This is a genomic window from Symbiobacterium sp. (assembly GCF_040797425.1).
Classification (GTDB): Bacteria; Bacillota; Sulfobacillia; order Symbiobacteriales; family Symbiobacteriaceae; genus Symbiobacterium.
This window is the reverse complement of the sequence record NZ_JBFNEH010000023.1, coordinates 1-16,767: the sequence shown is the minus strand read 5'-3', so window position 1 is coordinate 16,767 and position 16,767 is coordinate 1. Positions and strand designations below refer to the sequence as shown.

17 protein-coding genes are annotated in these 16,767 nt (G+C 68.5%); 6 read left to right on the top strand and 11 right to left on the bottom strand.

Annotation, left to right across the window (positions count from 1 at the left end):
• Position 1: 1 nt before the first annotated feature.
• On the bottom strand, positions 2–322 hold the full coding sequence (gene sugE, locus AB2385_RS08915; RefSeq protein WP_367654641.1) for a quaternary ammonium compound efflux SMR transporter SugE: 321 nt from the start codon (positions 320–322) through the stop codon (positions 2–4).
• A 466-nt stretch (positions 323–788) separates the two neighbouring features.
• Between sugE and AB2385_RS08910 the strand changes: the two genes are divergently transcribed.
• The 4 genes from AB2385_RS08910 to pepF all read left to right on the top strand — a co-directional run bounded on the left by AB2385_RS08910 (position 789) and on the right by pepF (position 5,895).
• On the top strand, positions 789–1,325 hold the full coding sequence (locus AB2385_RS08910; RefSeq protein WP_367654613.1) for a peroxiredoxin family protein: 537 nt from the start codon (positions 789–791) through the stop codon (positions 1,323–1,325).
• 3 nt (positions 1,326–1,328) lie between these two features.
• Positions 1,329–2,747, top strand: a complete 1,419-nt coding sequence (locus AB2385_RS08905) for a cytochrome c biogenesis protein ResB (protein ID WP_367654612.1) — start codon at positions 1,329–1,331, stop codon at positions 2,745–2,747.
• The gene (gene ccsB / locus AB2385_RS08900) at positions 2,744–3,943 is read left to right on the top strand and encodes a c-type cytochrome biogenesis protein CcsB (RefSeq protein WP_367654611.1); all 1,200 of its coding nucleotides are present in this window, start codon (positions 2,744–2,746) and stop codon (positions 3,941–3,943) included. Before AB2385_RS08905 ends, ccsB begins: the two co-directional genes overlap by 4 nt.
• 152 nt (positions 3,944–4,095) lie before the next feature.
• Positions 4,096–5,895 carry an oligoendopeptidase F gene (pepF, locus tag AB2385_RS08895; protein ID WP_367654610.1) on the top strand — a complete coding sequence of 600 codons (1,800 nt, stop codon included), beginning with the start codon at positions 4,096–4,098 and terminating at the stop codon, positions 5,893–5,895.
• Between the two features lie 83 nt (positions 5,896–5,978).
• On the opposite strand, the gene AB2385_RS08890 is transcribed toward pepF, so the two are convergent.
• A complete protein-coding gene (locus tag AB2385_RS08890; RefSeq protein WP_367654609.1) occupies positions 5,979–6,158 on the bottom strand; it encodes a hypothetical protein in 180 nt (59 codons plus the stop codon).
• 308 nt (positions 6,159–6,466) lie between these two features.
• Between AB2385_RS08890 and AB2385_RS08885 the strand changes: the two genes are divergently transcribed.
• Entirely contained in the window at positions 6,467–7,003 is a 537-nt protein-coding gene (locus AB2385_RS08885; protein ID WP_367654608.1) for a LysM peptidoglycan-binding domain-containing protein, read from the top strand.
• A 46-nt stretch (positions 7,004–7,049) separates the two neighbouring features.
• Here AB2385_RS08885 and AB2385_RS08880 read toward each other — a convergent pair whose 3' ends face one another.
• Positions 7,050–7,676 (bottom strand): GreA/GreB family elongation factor, encoded by a 627-nt coding sequence (locus tag AB2385_RS08880; RefSeq protein WP_367654607.1) that lies wholly within the window; start codon positions 7,674–7,676, stop codon positions 7,050–7,052.
• A gap of 212 nt (positions 7,677–7,888) precedes the next feature.
• Here AB2385_RS08880 and AB2385_RS08875 point away from each other — a divergent pair, with 212 nt between their 5' ends.
• Positions 7,889–8,566, top strand: coding sequence for a tetratricopeptide repeat protein (locus tag AB2385_RS08875; RefSeq protein ID WP_367654606.1), 678 nt, complete (start codon positions 7,889–7,891; stop codon positions 8,564–8,566).
• A 72-nt stretch (positions 8,567–8,638) separates the two neighbouring features.
• Here the strand turns inward: AB2385_RS08875 and phoU are convergent, their stop codons facing one another.
• The 8 genes from phoU to AB2385_RS08835 form a co-directional block, all read right to left on the bottom strand.
• Complete coding sequence (gene phoU, locus AB2385_RS08870) at positions 8,639–9,298, bottom strand: phosphate signaling complex protein PhoU (protein ID WP_367654605.1); 660 nt, start codon at positions 9,296–9,298, stop codon at positions 8,639–8,641.
• A 19-nt stretch (positions 9,299–9,317) separates the two neighbouring features.
• Positions 9,318–10,079: a phosphate ABC transporter ATP-binding protein PstB gene (pstB, locus tag AB2385_RS08865; RefSeq protein ID WP_367654604.1), complete on the bottom strand. Its 762-nt coding sequence runs from the start codon at positions 10,077–10,079 to the stop codon at positions 9,318–9,320.
• Between the two features lie 39 nt (positions 10,080–10,118).
• Positions 10,119–10,970 carry a phosphate ABC transporter permease PstA gene (pstA, locus tag AB2385_RS08860; RefSeq protein WP_367654603.1) on the bottom strand — a complete coding sequence of 284 codons (852 nt, stop codon included), beginning with the start codon at positions 10,968–10,970 and terminating at the stop codon, positions 10,119–10,121.
• The gene (gene pstC, locus AB2385_RS08855; protein ID WP_367654602.1) at positions 10,970–11,836 is read right to left on the bottom strand and encodes a phosphate ABC transporter permease subunit PstC; all 867 of its coding nucleotides are present in this window, start codon (positions 11,834–11,836) and stop codon (positions 10,970–10,972) included. The genes pstA and pstC overlap by 1 nt, the downstream gene beginning before the upstream one ends.
• Positions 11,837–11,858: 22 nt before the next feature.
• A complete protein-coding gene (gene pnpS, locus AB2385_RS08850; RefSeq protein ID WP_367654601.1) occupies positions 11,859–13,205 on the bottom strand; it encodes a two-component system histidine kinase PnpS in 1,347 nt (448 codons plus the stop codon).
• A complete protein-coding gene (locus AB2385_RS08845; RefSeq protein ID WP_367654600.1) occupies positions 13,202–13,909 on the bottom strand; it encodes a response regulator transcription factor in 708 nt (235 codons plus the stop codon). Before AB2385_RS08845 ends, pnpS begins: the two co-directional genes overlap by 4 nt.
• A 27-nt stretch (positions 13,910–13,936) precedes the next feature.
• The gene (locus AB2385_RS08840) at positions 13,937–14,791 is read right to left on the bottom strand and encodes a phosphate ABC transporter substrate-binding protein (RefSeq protein ID WP_367654599.1); all 855 of its coding nucleotides are present in this window, start codon (positions 14,789–14,791) and stop codon (positions 13,937–13,939) included.
• 78 nt (positions 14,792–14,869) lie between these two features.
• The gene (locus AB2385_RS08835) at positions 14,870–16,048 is read right to left on the bottom strand and encodes a glycosyltransferase (protein WP_367654598.1); all 1,179 of its coding nucleotides are present in this window, start codon (positions 16,046–16,048) and stop codon (positions 14,870–14,872) included.
• Between the last annotated feature and the right edge of the window lie 719 nt (positions 16,049–16,767).

Sequence of the window (16,767 nt, the reverse complement as noted above, 5' to 3'; positions counted from 1 at the left end):
ATCAGGCCCTGGAGGTCACCTTCAACCCGACGATGCCCGCCAGGATCATGGCGATGCAGACCAGGCGCACCGCATCGCGCGGCTCGCCGAGCACCAGGATGCCCATCAGCGCCGAGCCCACGGCGCCGATGCCGGTCCAGACGCCGTAGGCGGTGCCCAGGGGCAGGGACTTCATCGCCTGGCTGAGCAGGGCGAAGCTGGCCAGGCTCAGCACGATGGTCCAGACGGTCGGCCAGAGGCGGGTGAAGCCGGCCGAGTACTTCATCGCCGTGGCCCAGCCGACCTCCATCAGGCCCGCCACGATCAGGTAGACCCACGCCAATGTTCGCACCCTCCCGCTGATCGATGACGAAGTCGCCCGGGTGAGGGCCTGCCTGCGTTGCCACGCACTGCTGCTGCGTTTGTGCGCGGCACCGGCAGGCCCGCCCGGCCGCACCTGATTGTACCATAGAGGGCCGTCGCCGCACACGCCGGCCGCAGCGGCCACGAATGGCGGCCTCCGCAAGGGGCGTCCGGGTGGGATGGAGGTGTGCGCTGCGCCCTCAGCTGGGGGGCCCGACCGCATCTGGAGACACGCGGTCGGGCCCTTCGTCTGCGCACAGAGGGCAGTTCGGGCCGTCGGTAGGCCCTTTGGGGCTGCCCGAAATTGCCGTGCGTCTAAAATGTTAATACATCGCAGAAGCCATAGCCGGTGGGCTTCAGGTCCTGCTAACGTAGTAAGTACAGGCTATCGGTTGGGTCCGTCCCGGACGCGGGTGTCCCCGGGGTTCAGAGGGAGGAGAAGGGCAGTGAAGCGGTACCCCACGTACAAGCGGATCACAGCGGCGGTCACGCTGCTGCTCGCCGCGCTCTGGTTCGGCTTCCTGCTCCTCCGGCCCAGCCCCCGCGGCGCCGACGGCGCGGCAGTGGGCTGCGTGGCACCGGACTTCGAACTGAACACGGTGGAGGGTGAGACCTACCGGCTCTCCGATCTGCGCGGACGGGCGGTCGTGCTCAACTTCTTCGCCACCTGGTGCACGTACTGCAGGGCCGAAATGCCGGTGCTGCAGGCGGCCTACGAGACCCACCGCGATCGCGGCCTCCTTGTGCTGGCCGTCAACCTGGATGAGAGCGACCTGGCGATCACGCGGTTTCGTGAGCAGCTGGGGCTCACCTTCCCCATTCTGGTGGACCGGGGCGGAAACGTGAGCCAGCTCTACCAGATCGTGCCGCTGCCCACCTCGTTCTTCCTCGACCGGGAGGGCGTCATCCGGGCCAAGTGGACGGGCGCTCTGGACGAGGCACAGGTCGACGAGGCCCTCAAGCTGATCCTCCAGGAGGGGTGAGCCGTGGACGAGCAGGGCGTGAGGCCGGACAAGGATCTTCTGGACCGCACGTGGGACTTCTTCTCCTCCGTGCGCGTGGCCACGGTGCTCATCTTCCTCGTGGCGGCGGCCTCCATTGCCGGCACCCTGATCCCGCAGGAGGGGCAGTACGCCTCCGCCCTGCCCCCGGAGCAGTTCTACCCGCAGGAGTACGGCCCCGTGCTGGGCGCCCTGTTGCTGCGCACGGGCGTGACGCACCTGTACTCCTCTTGGTGGTACCAGACGCTGCTCTTCCTCATCGCCGCGTCGCTGGTCATCTGTTCACTGGAGCGCTTCGTCCCCCTGTGGCGGGCGGTGCAGCGGCCGAACCCGGCTCCGGCCACGGAGTTCGTGCGGGGGCTGAAGTACCGGTTCACCGCGCCTGCCGCCCGGGGGGATTCGCCGTACGCAGACCTGGCCGCGGCCCTGCGGGCGCGCCGCTACCGGGTGATCGAGCAGGGCGGCCGGCTTTACGCCGACAAGGGCCGCATGGGCCGCTGGGGCCCCTACATCACCCACATCGGCCTGATCCTGCTGCTGGTGGGAGCCGGCATCCGCACCCTGCCCGGCGCCTACCTCGAGGAGTACATCTGGCTGCGGGACGGCGAGGTCGTGCGGGTGCCCGGCACCGACTTCTACGTGGAGAGCCTCGGTTTCGCCGTGGACTTCGGGGCCGACGGCGAGCCGGTGAACTACCAGACCCGCGTGCGGGTGCTCGACGCCGGTGGGAACGTGGTGAAGGTTGGGACCATCGCCGTCAACGAGCCCCTCTCCTACGACCGGGTGGGGCTCTATCAGTCCTCCTACTACGCTGACTACGGCAGGGCCGAGGTGGCGGTGATCGACCGTGCGGGCGGCACGGAGGTCGGCCGCTTCACCATCGACCTCATGCAGCCCGAGCGGGAGTACGTCGCCGGCGACTTCCGGATTACGGTGGAGGCCTACTACCCGGACCTGGCGATCGACGCCCGGGGGCAGCCCACCAGCCGTTCGAGCCGCCCCGCCAACCCGGGCCTGAAGCTGGCGGTCGTACCACCCGAGGGTGAGCCGTACACCACCTGGTTCCTTCCCCTGCACCCGGAGTTGGAGTTCGACGAGACCACCCCGGTCCGGTTCAGCACCCTGCGGGTCGAGCCCGTCTTCACCTCCGGGCTCCAGGTGAAGAAAGACCTGGGGATTCCGGTGGTCTACGTGGGCTTGTTCGTCATCTCGGCGGGGGTGTTTGCCGCGTTCTACATCGCACACCGGCGCTACTGGGCCTTCACCGAGGACGGCCTGGTCGTGGTGGGGGGCTGGACGAACCGCAACCCGCGCTCCTTCGCACGGGAGACAGCCGCACTGGCCCGCCTGCTCGATCCCGGCCGGTGCGCCGGGGATGTGGAGATGGAAGGGGAAGAGCGATGATCCAGCTGTCGAGCTACCTGTTCCTGGGCGCGTTCGCAGCGTACGTGGCCGCGGCGGTCCTGTACGTCTCCCGCCTCACGCTGCGCCGGAGCGACGCACACCACTTCGCGCGGGCCGACCAGTTGGGCCGCCATGGCTTTCACGCCGCCGTGCTGGGCGTGATCCTCCAGGGGCTCGCGATCGGTGCGCGCTGGATCGGCTCGGGCCAGGTGCCCTTGGGCAACATGTTCGAGTACATGTCGTTCATGGGCTGGTCGGTGATGTTCTTCTTCGTCCTCATCTCGGCGTGGTACAAGATGCCGGGACTGGGCGCCTTCGTTGCCCCGGTGGGCATCGCCGTGATCGCCTACGCCTCGGTCTTCCCCACCGAAGTGCAGCCGCTGGCGCCGGTGCTTCGCTCGATCTGGCTGCCGCTGCACGTCGCCTTCGCTGCCCTGGGGGAGGGCGCCTTCGCCGTCTCCTTCGGGGCGGCACTCATGTACCTCCTGCGCGTGCGCCGGGAGCAGTCCGGCCGGTGGGAGGACGCCCTGCTGGAGTTCTTCTTCTTCTGCGGCGCCGTGCTCACCGGCTTCCTGGTGCTGGCCCTGAGCTTCAAGGCCGCCGGTTACAGCGCCTACGTGACGAGCCTGGCCGAGGGCCCCGCCGTACTGGAGTATCGCCTGCCGCCCTTCATCGGGCCGGCGGGCTCTCAACCCGGCGAGGCGGCGTTCCTGGGGCTTCCCCTGCCCCTGGTGCAGGCTCCCGCCTGGATGAGGGGCCTCTACGCCGCCCGAAACCTGAACACGCTGGTGCTCTCCACGGTCGCGGGTGCCCTGCTCTACGCGCTGGTCCGGCTCGCGGCCAACATGCCCCTGCGGGATCTGGGAACGCGGGCGGTGGGCAACATGAGCCCCCGGCTGCTGGATGAGGTGTCGTACCGCGGCATCGCAGTGGGCTACCCGCTCTTCACGCTGGGGGCGCTGGTCTTTGCGATGATCTGGGCTCAGAAGGCATGGGGCCGCTACTGGGACTGGGACCCCAAGGAGACCTGGGCGCTGATCACCTGGCTCTTCTATTCGGGCTACCTGCACATGCGGATCGTGCGGGGCTGGGAAGGGCGGGCGGCCGCCTGGGTGGCCGCACTGGGCTTCGTGATCGTCCTGTTCACGCTGGTGGGTGTGAACCTGCTGATCACCGGCCGGCACGCGTACGTGTGAACGGCGGGCGCGGGGCGCCACAGCACCGCCGCAACCCCAGGCTATGATCTGACGGGCCCCGCAGGGACGAGGAACCCGGCCGCAGTCCCGTACCTGCGCGTGGTAAAATAGAACAATAGAATCACGAGCCTACGGGGAGGAGCGATCATTCGGTGGAACTGCTCAAGCGTGAGGACGTGCCGGCCGAGCACAAGTGGGACCTGGACTCGGTGTACCCTTCCGTCGCCGCGTGGGAAGAGGACTACGCCCGGGTGGAGGCCATGATGCCGCGGCTCACCGCCTACCAGGGGCGCCTGGGCGAGTCGGCCGGAACCCTTCTGGAGGCGCTCCGGGCGCGGGATGAGCTCTACCAACTCCTGGAGCAGGTGCTGGTCTTCGCCCGCATGAAAGAGGACGAGGACACCACCAACACCACGTATCATGCGCTGGCGACCCGCGCGAACACGCTCTACGCCAAGGTTGCGGCCGCCGGGTCATTTCTTGTGCCCGAAATCCTCTCCATTCCCACGGAGACGCTTCGGGCCTGGCTAGATGAAAACGCGGAGCTGGGCGCCTACCGGCACGCGCTGGAAGACCTGATGCGGCAGAAGGCGCACGTGCGCTCGCCGGAGGTGGAGGAACTGCTCGCCCAGATGAGCGAGGTGAGCGAGGCGCCCCGGGAGATCTTCGGCAAGCTGAACCACGCCGACCTGAAGTTCCCGAAGATCAAGGACGAAGAGGGGCGTGAGGTCGAGCTCACCCACGGGCGCTTCCTGCGCTTCATGGAGAGCCCGGTGCGCGCCGTGCGGCAGGCGGCGTTCGAGGCGCTCTACACCACCTACGGCAAGTTCCGCAACACGCTGGCGGCTGCATACGCCAGCTCGGTGAAGAAGGACGTGTTCTACGCCCGGGCGAGGCGTTACCCCTCCGCCCGCGCCATGGCGCTCGCGGACACGAACGTGCCGGAGAGCGTGTACGACAACCTTGTCGCCACCGTGAACAAGAACATCTCCTCGCTGCACCGGTACATGCGGCTCCGGCGGAAGCTCCTGAACGTCGACGAGCTGCACATGTACGATATCTACACCCCCATGGTGCCCGAGGTCGACAAGAAGATCTCGTACGGCGAGGCGGTCGAGACGATCCTCAAGGCGCTGGCGCCCCTGGGCGAGGAGTACTGCGAGGTGGCGCGCCGGGGCATGACCACCGACCGCTGGGTGGACATCTATGAGAACGTGGGCAAGCGGTCGGGAGCCTACTCGTTCGGCGCGTACACCACCAAGCCGTTCATCCTCATGAACTACCAGGACAACTTCGACTCGATGTTCACCCTGGCGCACGAGCTGGGCCACTCGATGCACTCCTACTTCTCCCGCAGGCACCAGCCCTACCACTACGCCGACTACACCATCTTCGTGGCCGAGGTGGCCTCCACGTTCAACGAGGCCCTGCTCACCCACTACCTGCTGCAGCAGACGACCGACCCCAAGCTGAGAATGTACATCATCAACCACCAGCTGGAGACGTTCCGCACCACCCTCTACCGGCAGACGATGTTCGCCGAGTTTGAGCACATCACCCACCAGCGGGTCGAACAGGGCGAGGCGCTCACGGCCGACGTGCTGAACGAGATCTACTACGATCTCAACAAGAAGTACTACGCCACCGAGGGCATGGTGATCGACGACCTGATCGCCCTGGAGTGGGCCCGGGTACCCCACTTCTACGGCGCCTTCTACGTGTACCAGTACGCGACGGGCATCTCGGCGTCGGTGGCGCTCAGCCAGCAGGTGCTGACGGAGGGGAAGCCGGCCGTGGAGCGGTACCTGGAGTTCCTGAAGAGCGGCTCCTCGGACTACTCCACCAACCTGCTCAAGAAGGCCGGCGTCGACATGACGTCGCCCGAGCCGGTGCAGCAGGCCCTGGACGTGTTTGCCGGCCTCCTGGACGAGATGGAGCGCCTCGCGGGGTAGTGGGGGGCCGCATGGCGCAGTGCAGAACGAACAGAACGGCGGTCGCGCGACCGCCGTTCTGCTGTTCCGCCTATGAACCGCCCCTAGCGGGACGACGATTCAGCCTCGATGCGCTCCTCGGCGCGGATCTTGGCAAGCACCAGCTGGAGGCGCTCTTCGGGGCTCGAGGACTGCCACTGATCGACAAGCCAGTCGAGCTCCCGGCTGAGCCTGCGGGACCGGTAATCCGGGCGGATAGGCCGCTGCTTGATCGGACGTCGCATTCCAGGTTGACCTCCTTCCACGCCGATCGGTTCACCCGGGCTCATGATATCACAAAACGCAGTCAATATTGTAGAGGTAGATAAGTCTATAGTTTAACGACCGGGAGTACTATATACACTAGGTATACAAGGTACTATTAACGCCCTAGTCGCGGCGAAGTAGGACTAGGCGTTCGAAAGGACCGCTCAGGTGCCGGCCACACCGGGGGCAGAGGCCCTCTGCTGGAAGAGTGGATGTTTAGTTCATGGTTTGCGTGGAAATACTCTCACTGAAGCCCAAGAATGGGCTGGCAGAGAGGAGGGAAACCATGCAGACCAACTCTTCCAAGACCCGGACCTCGCTGGTGATCGGCGGGGTGGCGGTGCTGGTGCTGGCCCTCGCCGTTGCGCTCTTCGCGCTCACCCAGCGGAGCCAGAACCAGACCGGGGGCACCGATGCCCTGGAGCAGCTGGCGGAACCTGAGAACGGGACGCCGCTGAACACGGAGGCCGCAACCAACACGCAGACCACGACCGGTTCCGCCCCCAACACGGCGACCACTGCCGACACGCAGGGCGCCGGGGAGACCCGTGACGTCGCCGGAGAATCGACCACGGACGGAAGCGGCGCGACCCTCGATGGCGATGAGACGGCCCCGGCCATGACCACCTTCGAGGCCGTCCCCGCCGTGCACATCGTGCAGCCTAACGAGACCCTCTACGAGATCAGCCAGAAGTACTACAACACGCACATCTACGCCGGCGACATCGAGGCGCTGAACGGACTGGAAGATCCCAACAAGATCTACGCGGGGATGGAACTGAAGCTTCCCCAGCCGTCAGAGCTGCCCGGGTACTCTGGTTAAAGCGCAAGGAGGCTGGCGTGCGAAAGGCCTGCCTCCGACCTTTGGGTCACGAGCCGATGCGCACCAGCCGGCACTGCCAGTCGCCGCCGGGTGCGTGCACGGTCACCACGTCCCCCGGCCTGGCCTGTTTCACCGCCTGCACCAGCGGGGAGGCCCAGGAGACCAGCCCCTGCTCCGGGTCTGCCGTGTTGGGGGGCACGATCTGGTAGGTCTCCTCGCCGAACTCGTCGGCGATGGTGAAGAGGTCCCACACCTTGAGCGGCCCCAGGTCGGGCGCCCCGTCGGCCAGGTCGCTGTCGACCAGCCACCAGAGCACCAGGCACGCGGCGTCCAGGGCGTGCACGTCGCCGGGCACCATGCCGAAGGCCCGGCGCACCACCTCCTGCCGCACCACGGGGCCGTTGACCCGCTTCCGCCCGAGCACCTGGGTAAAGAGCCGCCGCTGCAGTTGCTCCGGGGTCACCCCTACCCAGGGAACCGTCAGCACCTTGCGCAGCGGCTCCACCTGGTCCATGTCCAGGGCGTCCTCCACGACCACCACGTCCACCCGCCCCACCTGCTCCAGGATGCGCATGGCGTCCCGCTCCGAGCCGCAGCCCACCGGTTCGTAGCCCTCGCTCAGAAACCAGCCCGTCCGCTTGCCCGGATCGAGCCCCAGCACCCGCACCGCCACTCCTGCTCACCGTCCTGCCTGCGAAGTCCTCTGGCCGAGGCCCGCTGCGCCTTGGCCTGCAGCCGGGCCTGTGCGCCGCACCGCTATGGCACGAAACCATCAAACTACAGATGGTCGTCGCCTGCAAGGGGGTAGGGGAGAGGGGTTGGCATCTCGCCCGTCGAATCCGTCGAAACACAACATTTCGGTTGCAAAGGGGCGGAATACCTTCCATGAAGTCGATCGGCTGGCTTCTGGCCGTTTCCTGGCTGCTCCAGACGGCGCTGGGCCGGCTGCTCCTCCTGTTGCTCTTTCTCTGGTACCTGGATCACCGATATTTCGGGATCGTGGCAGCGGTGACGGCGCTCCTGCACCACCGGCGGCGCATCGCCAGCCTGCTCTACACGGTGCAGGTCAACCCTGCGGACGTCCGGGCGATGGTCGAGCTGGGCGAGCACTACCTGCGCAGCGGGCGGTACCAGGCGGCGGCCGAGTACCTCGAGCGGGCGGTGGAGCGGGGCGAGGACAGCCCCCGGGCCCTTTATCTGCTGGGCGCCTCCCTGGTGAAGGTGGGCCGCGGCGCCGAGGGGCGCAGCCGGCTGGAGCAGGCCCTCGCACTGCAGCCCCAGGTCGCCTACGGGGAGCCGTACCTGTATCTGATCGAAGAGGCCGCGGCGCAGGGCGACGGGGAGCGGGTGGCCGAACTGGTCTCCACCCTGGAGCAGTTTGAGGGCGTGGAAATCCTCACCCGGGCCGGCCACCTTTGCCGGAAGGCCGGCCATGCAGACCTGGCGCGCCGGCTGTTTGCCGAGGCGGTGCAGAATTACCAGTACATCCCCGCCCAGATGCGCCGGCGCGAGCGGCGCTGGCTCTGGCGGGCGCGGCTCGGGCAGTTCCAGACGCGGGGATGACCCGCTTGAGCCGCATCGCATAAACCCGGGCTGCCCCGGCAGCGTGATCTGCTGCTGGGACAGCCCTTCCGCTCATGCGTTCAGATCTTCCAGTTCCCCGGTCTCCTGGAAGATGGTCCACTCGCCCAGGTTGGTGGCGTGGTCGCCGATGCGCTCCAGGTGGTGGGCCGCCAGGATGAGGTAGGTGGCCGTCCGGACCGACTTCGGGTCGGTCTGCATCACCTGCAGCAGCTCATCGAACACCTGCCGGTAGAGCCGGTCGATCTCATCGTCCACCGCCGTCATGCGCCGGGCCCGCTCGGAGTCGCCGCTCACCCAGGCCTCCAGGGCCTCCCGGTTCATCTCCTGCACCCGCTGCGCGAGGCGCGGGATGTCGGCCAGCGGCCGGGGCGGGCCGGAGAGGCCCAGCCGGCGTACGATGCGGGCGATATCGGTGGCGTGGTCGGCCATGCGCTCGAGGTCGGTCACGATCTTGAGGACGGTCGCGATGGAGCGCAGGTCGCGCGCCAGCGGCTGCTGCAGGGCCACCAGCTGGAGGCAGCGCTGCTGGATATCGATCAGCATCCGGTCGGCCACCTCGTCGCCCTCGATGACCTCCTCCGCCAGTTTCCGGTCCCCTTGCTGGAGCGCCTGCAACGCGCGCTCGATGGACTCGTTCACGAAGACGCCCATCCGCAGCAGGTCCCGCTGGAGGGCGGCGATCTGCTCGTCGAACGCCGAGCGGGTGGTCACGGGTCCAACCTCCCTCGCATCAGCCGAAGCGGCCGGTGATGTAGTCCTCGGTGCGCTGGTCCTTGGGGTTGGTGAAGATGGTGCCCGTGGGGCCGTGCTCGATCAGTTCGCCGGAGAGGAAGAAGGCAGTGTAGTCGGAGATGCGGGCGGCCTGTTGCATGTTGTGGGTCACGATCACGATGGAGTAGCTCGTGCGCAGCTGGCGGATCAGCTCCTCGATCTTGGCCGTGGAGATGGGGTCCAGGGCCGATGCCGGCTCGTCCATGAGCAGCACCTCGGGCTTCACCGCCAGAGAGCGGGCGATGCAGAGCCGCTGCTGCTGCCCGCCGGAAAGGCCCAGGGCCGACCGGTGCAGGCGGTCCTTCACCTCGTCCCAGAGGGCGGCACCCCGGAGGGACTGTTCCACGATCTCGTCCAGCACCGCCTTGCGTCGCTCCCCGTGGATGCGCGGGCCGTAGGCGACGTTGTCGTAGATGGACATCGGGAAGGGGTTGGGCCGCTGGAAGACCATGCCCACCCGCCGCCGCAGGGCCACCACGTCCACATGGGGGGCATAGATGTCCTGCCCGTCCAGGGTGATCTTGCCGGTGATCCGCGCCCCCGGAACCAGGTCGTTCATGCGGTTGAGGCAGCGCAGGAAGGAGGACTTGCCGCAACCGGAGGGCCCGATGAGCGCCGTCACCCGATTGGCGGGAATCTCCAGCGTGATGCTGCGCAGTGCCCGGAACGTGCCGTAGTAAAGGTCCACACCCTCGGCGCGCATCCGCACCTGTTCCGTCATTCGGTCAGAGCCTCCTTCGCGTTCTGGAGCATGGGGCGCCTAGCGCATGCGGCGCCGGTACCGCCAGAGGGGCAGGGCGATCAGCAGGTTGACAGCCAGCACCAGCAGGATCAGCAGGGCGGAGCTGCCCATGGCGATCCGGTCGGCGTCGGGCACCAGCCCCTCCGAGGTGACCGACCAGATGCGCACCGCCAGGGTCTCGCCCGCCACCATCAGGTCAGGGTTGGGGAACCAGCGGGAGGCGGTGACGCCCGCGGTGTAGATCAGCACCGCCGTCTCGCCGAGGGCGCGGCCGGCCACCAGCGAGAGCCCGGTGAGGATGCCGGGCAAGGCGGTGGGCAGCACCACCTTCGCCGTGGTCTGCCAGTGGGTGGCCCCCAGGGCCAGCGAGCCTTCCCGGTAGGAGCGGGGCACGCCCTGGATGGCCTCCTCGGTGACCCGCACCAGGACCGGCAGGTTCAGCAGGGCGAGGCTGAGCGCGCCGCCCAGGATGGTGAACCCCCAGCCCATGTAGTTGACGAAGAGGATCATGCCGAACAGGCCCAGGACGATGGAGGGCACCGAGGCCAGGGCCTCCACCGAGAGCCGGATCAGGTCGGTGAGGCGCCCCGGCCTGGCGTACTCGGCCAGGTAGACGCCTGCTCCCACGCCGACGGGGAGGGAGAAGAGGAGGGATAGGAACGTGATGTAGATGGTGTTGAAGAACTGCGCCCCCACGCCGCCACCCTCCCGCACCGCGCTGGAGCGGGTGGTGATGAACTGCCAGTCGAGCACGGGCAGCCCCTGCAGGAGGATGGGCAGCAGGAAGCCGGCCAGGATGAGCAGGATCAGGATCCCCGCCGCCCAGAGCACGGCGGTGGCGATGCGGTCTGCGAGCTTCTGCCGGGTCATCAGCGGGCCACCCCCCGGTTGCTGACCCAGCGGACCAGCAGGATCATCAGCAGCGAGACCACGAGGAGCCCGAAGGCCATCATGAAGAGCGCCCGGTTCCAGGGGGAGCCCGGCGGGGTCTGGCCCATCTCCATGATGATTTGCGAGGTGAGCGTCGCTGTGCCGGTGGTGAGCGATCGCACGAGGACCGGCGAGTTGCCGATCACCATCTGCACCGCCGTCGTCTCGCCGAACGCCCGGGCGAAGGCGAGGATGATCGCCGCCAGGATGCGGGGCCGGGCGGCCGGAAGGACCACCAGCCAGATCGTCTGCCAGCGGGTGGCGCCGAGCCCCAGCGACCCCTCCTCGAGGGTGGGGTCCACGTCCCGCAGGGCGTCCTCCGACACGCCGAGGATCGTCGGCATGATCATGATCGCCAGAATCGTCCCGGCCACCAGCACGCCGAAGCCCTGGCCGCCCAGGTGCTCCCGCACCCAGGGCACCAGCAGGGTCATGCCGATGTAGCCGTAGACCACAGAGGGGATGCCGACGAAAAGGTTGGCGGCCTGGCGGAGGATGTGGCGCATCCACGGCGGGGCCACCTTGGCCATGAAGATCGCCCCGGCCAGGCCCAGCGGGGCGCCGATGAGGAGCGCAATGGCCGTGGCCGCCACCGAACCGACCAGGAATGGCAGCGCACCGTAGCGCCCCAGGGGCGGGTTCCAGGTGAGGCCGAAGAGGAACTCAAAGGGCGAGACGTCCCGGAAGAGCAGAAGGCCTTCCGACCCCACAAAAAGCAGGATGGCGGCGATCACCAGGGAGACCAGGGTCGCACAGGCGGTGAGCACCACCCGTGCGGTGCGGTCCGCGGTGCGCACCCGGTTCACGGGAACTCCCTCCAGTCAGAGACTATTGCCGGTTCGAAACGGAGGCCGTGCGCTCACCGGCGGCGGGAAGGGCGACGGTGAAGGTGCTGCCCCTGCCCAGCTCGCTCTCCACCGCGATGGTGCCGCCGTGCGCCTCCACGATGTGCTTGGCGATGGCCAGCCCGAGGCCGGTGCCGCCGGTGGCGCGGGAGCGGGCCTTGTCCACGCGGTAGAACCGCTCGAAGATCCGCCCCAGGTCAGCCTGGGGGATGCCGGCGCCGGTGTCGCCCACGGCGAGGAGGACCTGGTCCTCCGCACGGCGGGCGGAGAGCGTCACCCGGCCGCCGGCGGGCGTGTACTTGATGGCGTTGTCCACCAGGTTGGTCAGCACCTGGATCAGGCGGTCGGGGTCGCCGTCGACGAGCGGCAGGTCGTCCGCGACCTCCGCTGTGAGCCGGACGCCCTTCTTCTCCGCCTCGGGGGACAGGCGGGCGAGGGTCTCCTGAACGAGGTCCGCCGGCCGCGTGAGCCGCCGCCGCATCCGGAACCTGCCCGACTCCACCCGGGCCAGGTCGAGCAGCTCGTCGATGAGGGCGGCCAGGTGACGGCTCTCCCGCTGGATGATCTCCACGAAGCGGCGGGCCGTCTCCGGCTCGTTCAGGGCGCCCTCGAGCAGCGTCTCCGCGAAACCCTCGATGGACGTGAGGGGCGTGCGCAGCTCGTGGGTGACGTTGGCGACGAAGTCGGTGCGCATCTGCTCCAGCTGGCGGGCCCGGGTGATGTCCCGCAGCATGATCAGCGCCGCCCGCTCCTGGGCGCTGGCGGCCAGGACGATGCGGGCCTCGAGGATCTGGTGCTCCGGGCGGGCCCGGCGAATCTCGAGGGTCGCGGGTTCGCCGGTGGCCAGCACCCGGGCGAGCTGCTCGTCCAGGTCGAAGTGGTGGGTGACCTCCAGGTGGTCCCGGCCCACCGCCTCGTGCCGCGCCACGCCGAGCATCCGCTCGGCCGCGGGGTTCATCAGGATGATCCGCCGCTGCTGGTCCACCAGCAGGATGCCGTCGGCCATGTGCCGCAGGATCGCGTCGAGGTGGGCCTTCTCCAGGAGCAGCCCGGCCAGGCGCTCCTGGTACTCCTTTTCGGCCCGCTTCCTGGCCGCGTCGGCATGATGCTCCAGGGCCTGCGCCAGCCGGCGGGCCTCCCGCCAGCCCAGCGCCGGCGGTATGAGGACCGCCCCGGCGACCAGCAGCCAGACCAGGATGTCCAGCGCTCCTGGCCCGGCCAGCAGCGCCTGCCGCAGCCGGCCGGAGAGCACGTAGGGCAGGCCCGCCGCCAGAGCGGCGGTGGCCGGGAGGGCGAACCAGAGGAGCGTGGGCCCCGGCCGCCCGCTCATCGCCGGCGGCCCCCTGCGAAGCGGTAACCGGCGCCCCGCTCGGTCTCGATCAGCCGGGGCTCGGAGGGGTTCTCCTCCAGCTTCGCCCTCAGGTGCCGGATGTGGACGTCCACGGTGCGCACGTCGCCGTAGAAGTCCGGGCCCATCACCCGGTCGACCAGCTCGTCGCGGCTGAACACCCGCCCTGGGTTCTGGGCGAGTACCTTCAGGATCTGAAACTCGGTGGGCGTGAGATCCACCCGCTGCCCGTCCCGGGTCACCTCGTAGCTGGCGAGGTTGATGGCCAGCGGCCCCAAGCGCAGCGTTTCCTGCTCCTCCGGCTGCAGCGGCCGCCGCATCCGGCGCAGGATCGCCTTCACCCGTCCCGTGAGCTCCCGCGGGCTGAAGGGCTTGGTGACGTAGTCGTCGGCGCCGATCTCAAAGCCCACCACTCGATCGGTCTCCTCTCCCCGGGCGGTGAGCAGCAGCACCGGCAGTTCGGAGGTGCGCCGCACCGCCCGCAGCACCTCGAAGCCGTCGATGCCGGGCAGCATCACATCGAGGATCAGGAGGTCGATGTCCCCCTCCAGGGCCATGCGGAGCCCGTCCTCGCCATTGGTGGCGGTGAGCACCTCGTAGCCGGCCCGGCGCAGGTTGTAGGCGACCAGTTCCAGGATGGACGGCTCATCATCGACGACGAGAATCCGCTCTGGCACGGGCAACACCTCCCACCGAGACGGGCTCCGGCCGGCCTACCGCTGCGGATCGGCCGCGATGGGCACGAAGCCGTGCTCCACCACGTACTCCTCCTGGAAGGCGGGGCTCAGCACGAAGTCCAGGAAGGCCCGGGTGAGGCCTGTGGGTTCCCCTTTGGTGTACATATATTCGTATGCGTAAATTGGCCACTCGCCGGCGATCACGGCTTCCTGCGAGTACGCGACCCCGTCCAGCGCCAGGGCCTTCACCTTCTTCGGCCGGAAGTAGGCCGCATCCACGTAGGCGATGGCGCCCGGGGTATACTGGACCGTGGTCACGACCTTGCCGTTGGAGTCCTGCACCAGCGCCTGGGGCGTGATGTCCCCTTCGCCGCCGAGCACCTTCTCCACGATGGTGGCGCGGGAGCCGGAGGACTGCTGGCGGCTGACCACCATCACCTCCAGGTCGGGTCCGCCCACCTCGCGCCAGTTGGAGATCTCCCCGCGCAGCATGCCGGCCAGCTGGTCCATGGTGAGGCCGTCCACCGGGTTCTCCAGGTGGGTGATGATCACGAAGGGCGCAATGGCGACCTTGTGCTCCACAAGCCCCTCGGCCAGCTCGCCGGTGGCGGGCACGTCTGAGTTGCCGATGTCCACCGCGCCGGCGGCCACCTGCGTGAGGCCGTTGTACGAGCCGCCCCCGCTCACGCTCACCGTCACGTTCGGGTGCTGCTCCTCGAAGACCTCGGCGGCCACCGAGACGAGGGGCAGGAGCGCGGTCGAGCCGCTGGCCAGGATGGTGCCGGTCAGCGGGTCGTTGGGATCGGGCTGTGGCCGCCCGCCGCAGCCGCCGAGTGCCACCACCGCAAGGAGCAGGGCAGCCAGCAGCGCGCGCCTGTGTGCTCGACCCATCGGGTTTCCATCTCCTCCGTGCCGATGGTTCTCGAAGTGTGGCCACTTTCACTGTAGCGTACCGATATTAAGGTTTGGTTAAGAAGGCGGGGTTATTCGCACGCTTCCCGGGGCGCGGCAGGAGCGTTTCGCCAGCGCCAGTACCTCCGCCGCGATCATGCGGGCCGCGTTGGGCTGCCCGGCCTGCCGGGCAGCCTCGGCCATGGCGGCGAGGCGGTCGGGCCGGGCGAACAGCAGCTCGCTGGCCGCCGCGGTGAGCGCGGGGCCGCGGGCCACCCGGGCGGCGCCGGTCTCCACCAGATAGCGTGCGTTCTCCTCCTCGTGCCCGGGCAGCGGGTCGAGCAGCAGCATGGGAACGCCCAGCGCCAGGGCTTCGGCGCACGTGATGCCCCCCGGCTTGGTGACGAGAAGGTCGGCCGCGCGCATGTGCTCGATCACCGCGTCGGTAAAACCGAGCACGGTGAGGCGCGGGTCGCCGCCGAAGCGGCGGGTAATTTCTTCTTTCAGCGCCTCGTTGCGCCCGCAGATCACCGTGAGGCGCAGGGCGGCCTGCGGCAGGGCCAGCAGGGCGCCCACTGCCTCGGGGATCGGGCCGAGGCCCAGCCCGCCGCCCATCAGGAGCACGCGGCGGGGCGAGTTGGGCGCGCTGCCCTGGTCCGCCAGGTGCCGGTTCGGGCCGCCCGGGCCAGCCGAGGGCTCCCTCCTGCTCTGCCGGATGAGCTCTGCGAGGTGCGGCCGCACCGGCAGGCCGGTGACGATGACGCGGGCGGCATCGGCCCCGCGACGCACAAGGTCGGCGGCGGCGGCCGGCGAGGCGCAGCAGTAGCGGGCGACGCCGGGCCAGACCCAGAAGCCGTGGGGGGCGAAGTCGGTGAGCGCCATGACGACGGGAACCTGCCTGCGGGCCCGGCGCAGCAGGCAGACCGCGGCGCCGGCCGGGAAGGGATGGGTGCCGACGATGACGTCGGGCCGTTCTTTCTCAACGCTGCGCCGCACCGGCTTGCTCAGCACCAGGATCACCAGGGTGCGCAGGGGCCGGCTGACGGGCAGCTGGTAAAGCCGGCGATAGAGGCCCGGTATGTGCTTGATCTGCCAGAGGTAAGCGCGGGCGAAGAGGCCCAGCAGCGCGCTCTGCGATGGGACCACGATGGCCTCACAGTCGGCGGAGAGGCTGCGGCACGCGTCCGCAATGGCCTTCGCGGCGGCCTGATGGCCGGAGCCGAAGTCGGCAGACAGGATCAACACGCGAACGGGCAAGCATGCCACCTCCGACGTGATGGAGCGGTGAGCCGCGGGCCGTGTGAACAGGTTGTGAGTGTGGGCCGTGAGCCGCAGGGCAGCCGTGAGTCGTGGGCGGCCTGCGGTGACAGCGGCCATGGGAAGCGACTGCCCGGTGCCGGAAGCTTCGGTGGTGGCACGGCCGCAGTGCGCAAGAAAGTCAAAGCATAAAGTAAGTAATCAGTCATCCTTGTTGTGCCTGTTGAGACGGTAGCATGCTGTGCACAGTACGCATTGTCTACCGCTCACCGCCTAACAGGTATACGCAGTCTTCTTATGTTCGCCCTGTGTACTGTGCAGTCCTGCGAGGGGGGGTCATGGTGCTGCGTCGGCGCCGGCCGGACCGGCGCCGCGTGCCCACGCGGCGGCTCTCCTGCTAGACAGACTCCAGCGGCTCCCGTGCGGTTGCGGCGTTCCGCTGGCCTCCCTCACGCTGCTGGAGATCCGCCTGGCCGGCATCGACCGCACTGCGCTGGAGAGCGAACCTCCTGGCCGACTCAGACCGCGCTGCAGTCGCGGTGGACGCCCGCGGCTGATTCGGTTGCGGCCTGCCGGGAGACTGAGGCGGCGGCCGTCGAAGTGCCAGACGTGCGGGCGCCGCGGTGAAGTGTGTTTCCATGATAGTGTGAGTAAAGTTTTCGTTGGTAGGCCACAACATTTCTGCTGAAAAAAGCAGGACGAGAGATGGCCCTTCCAAA

Excerpts from the sequence above, each read along its gene's own strand:
- ccsB (WP_367654611.1), top strand. The coding sequence starts at position 2,744 with ATGATCCAGCTGTCGAGCTACCTGTTCCTGGGCGCGTTCGCAGCGTAC.
- AB2385_RS08890 (WP_367654609.1), bottom strand. The coding sequence starts at position 6,158 with ATGCGACGTCCGATCAAGCAGCGGCCTATCCGCCCGGATTACCGGTCC.
- AB2385_RS08885 (WP_367654608.1), top strand. The coding sequence starts at position 6,467 with ATGCAGACCAACTCTTCCAAGACCCGGACCTCGCTGGTGATCGGCGGG.
- AB2385_RS08875 (WP_367654606.1), top strand. The coding sequence starts at position 7,889 with ATGAAGTCGATCGGCTGGCTTCTGGCCGTTTCCTGGCTGCTCCAGACG.
- pstB (WP_367654604.1), bottom strand. The coding sequence starts at position 10,079 with ATGACGGAACAGGTGCGGATGCGCGCCGAGGGTGTGGACCTTTACTAC.
- pstA (WP_367654603.1), bottom strand. The coding sequence starts at position 10,970 with ATGACCCGGCAGAAGCTCGCAGACCGCATCGCCACCGCCGTGCTCTGG.
- pnpS (WP_367654601.1), bottom strand. The coding sequence starts at position 13,205 with ATGAGCGGGCGGCCGGGGCCCACGCTCCTCTGGTTCGCCCTCCCGGCC.
- AB2385_RS08840 (WP_367654599.1), bottom strand. The coding sequence starts at position 14,791 with ATGGGTCGAGCACACAGGCGCGCGCTGCTGGCTGCCCTGCTCCTTGCG.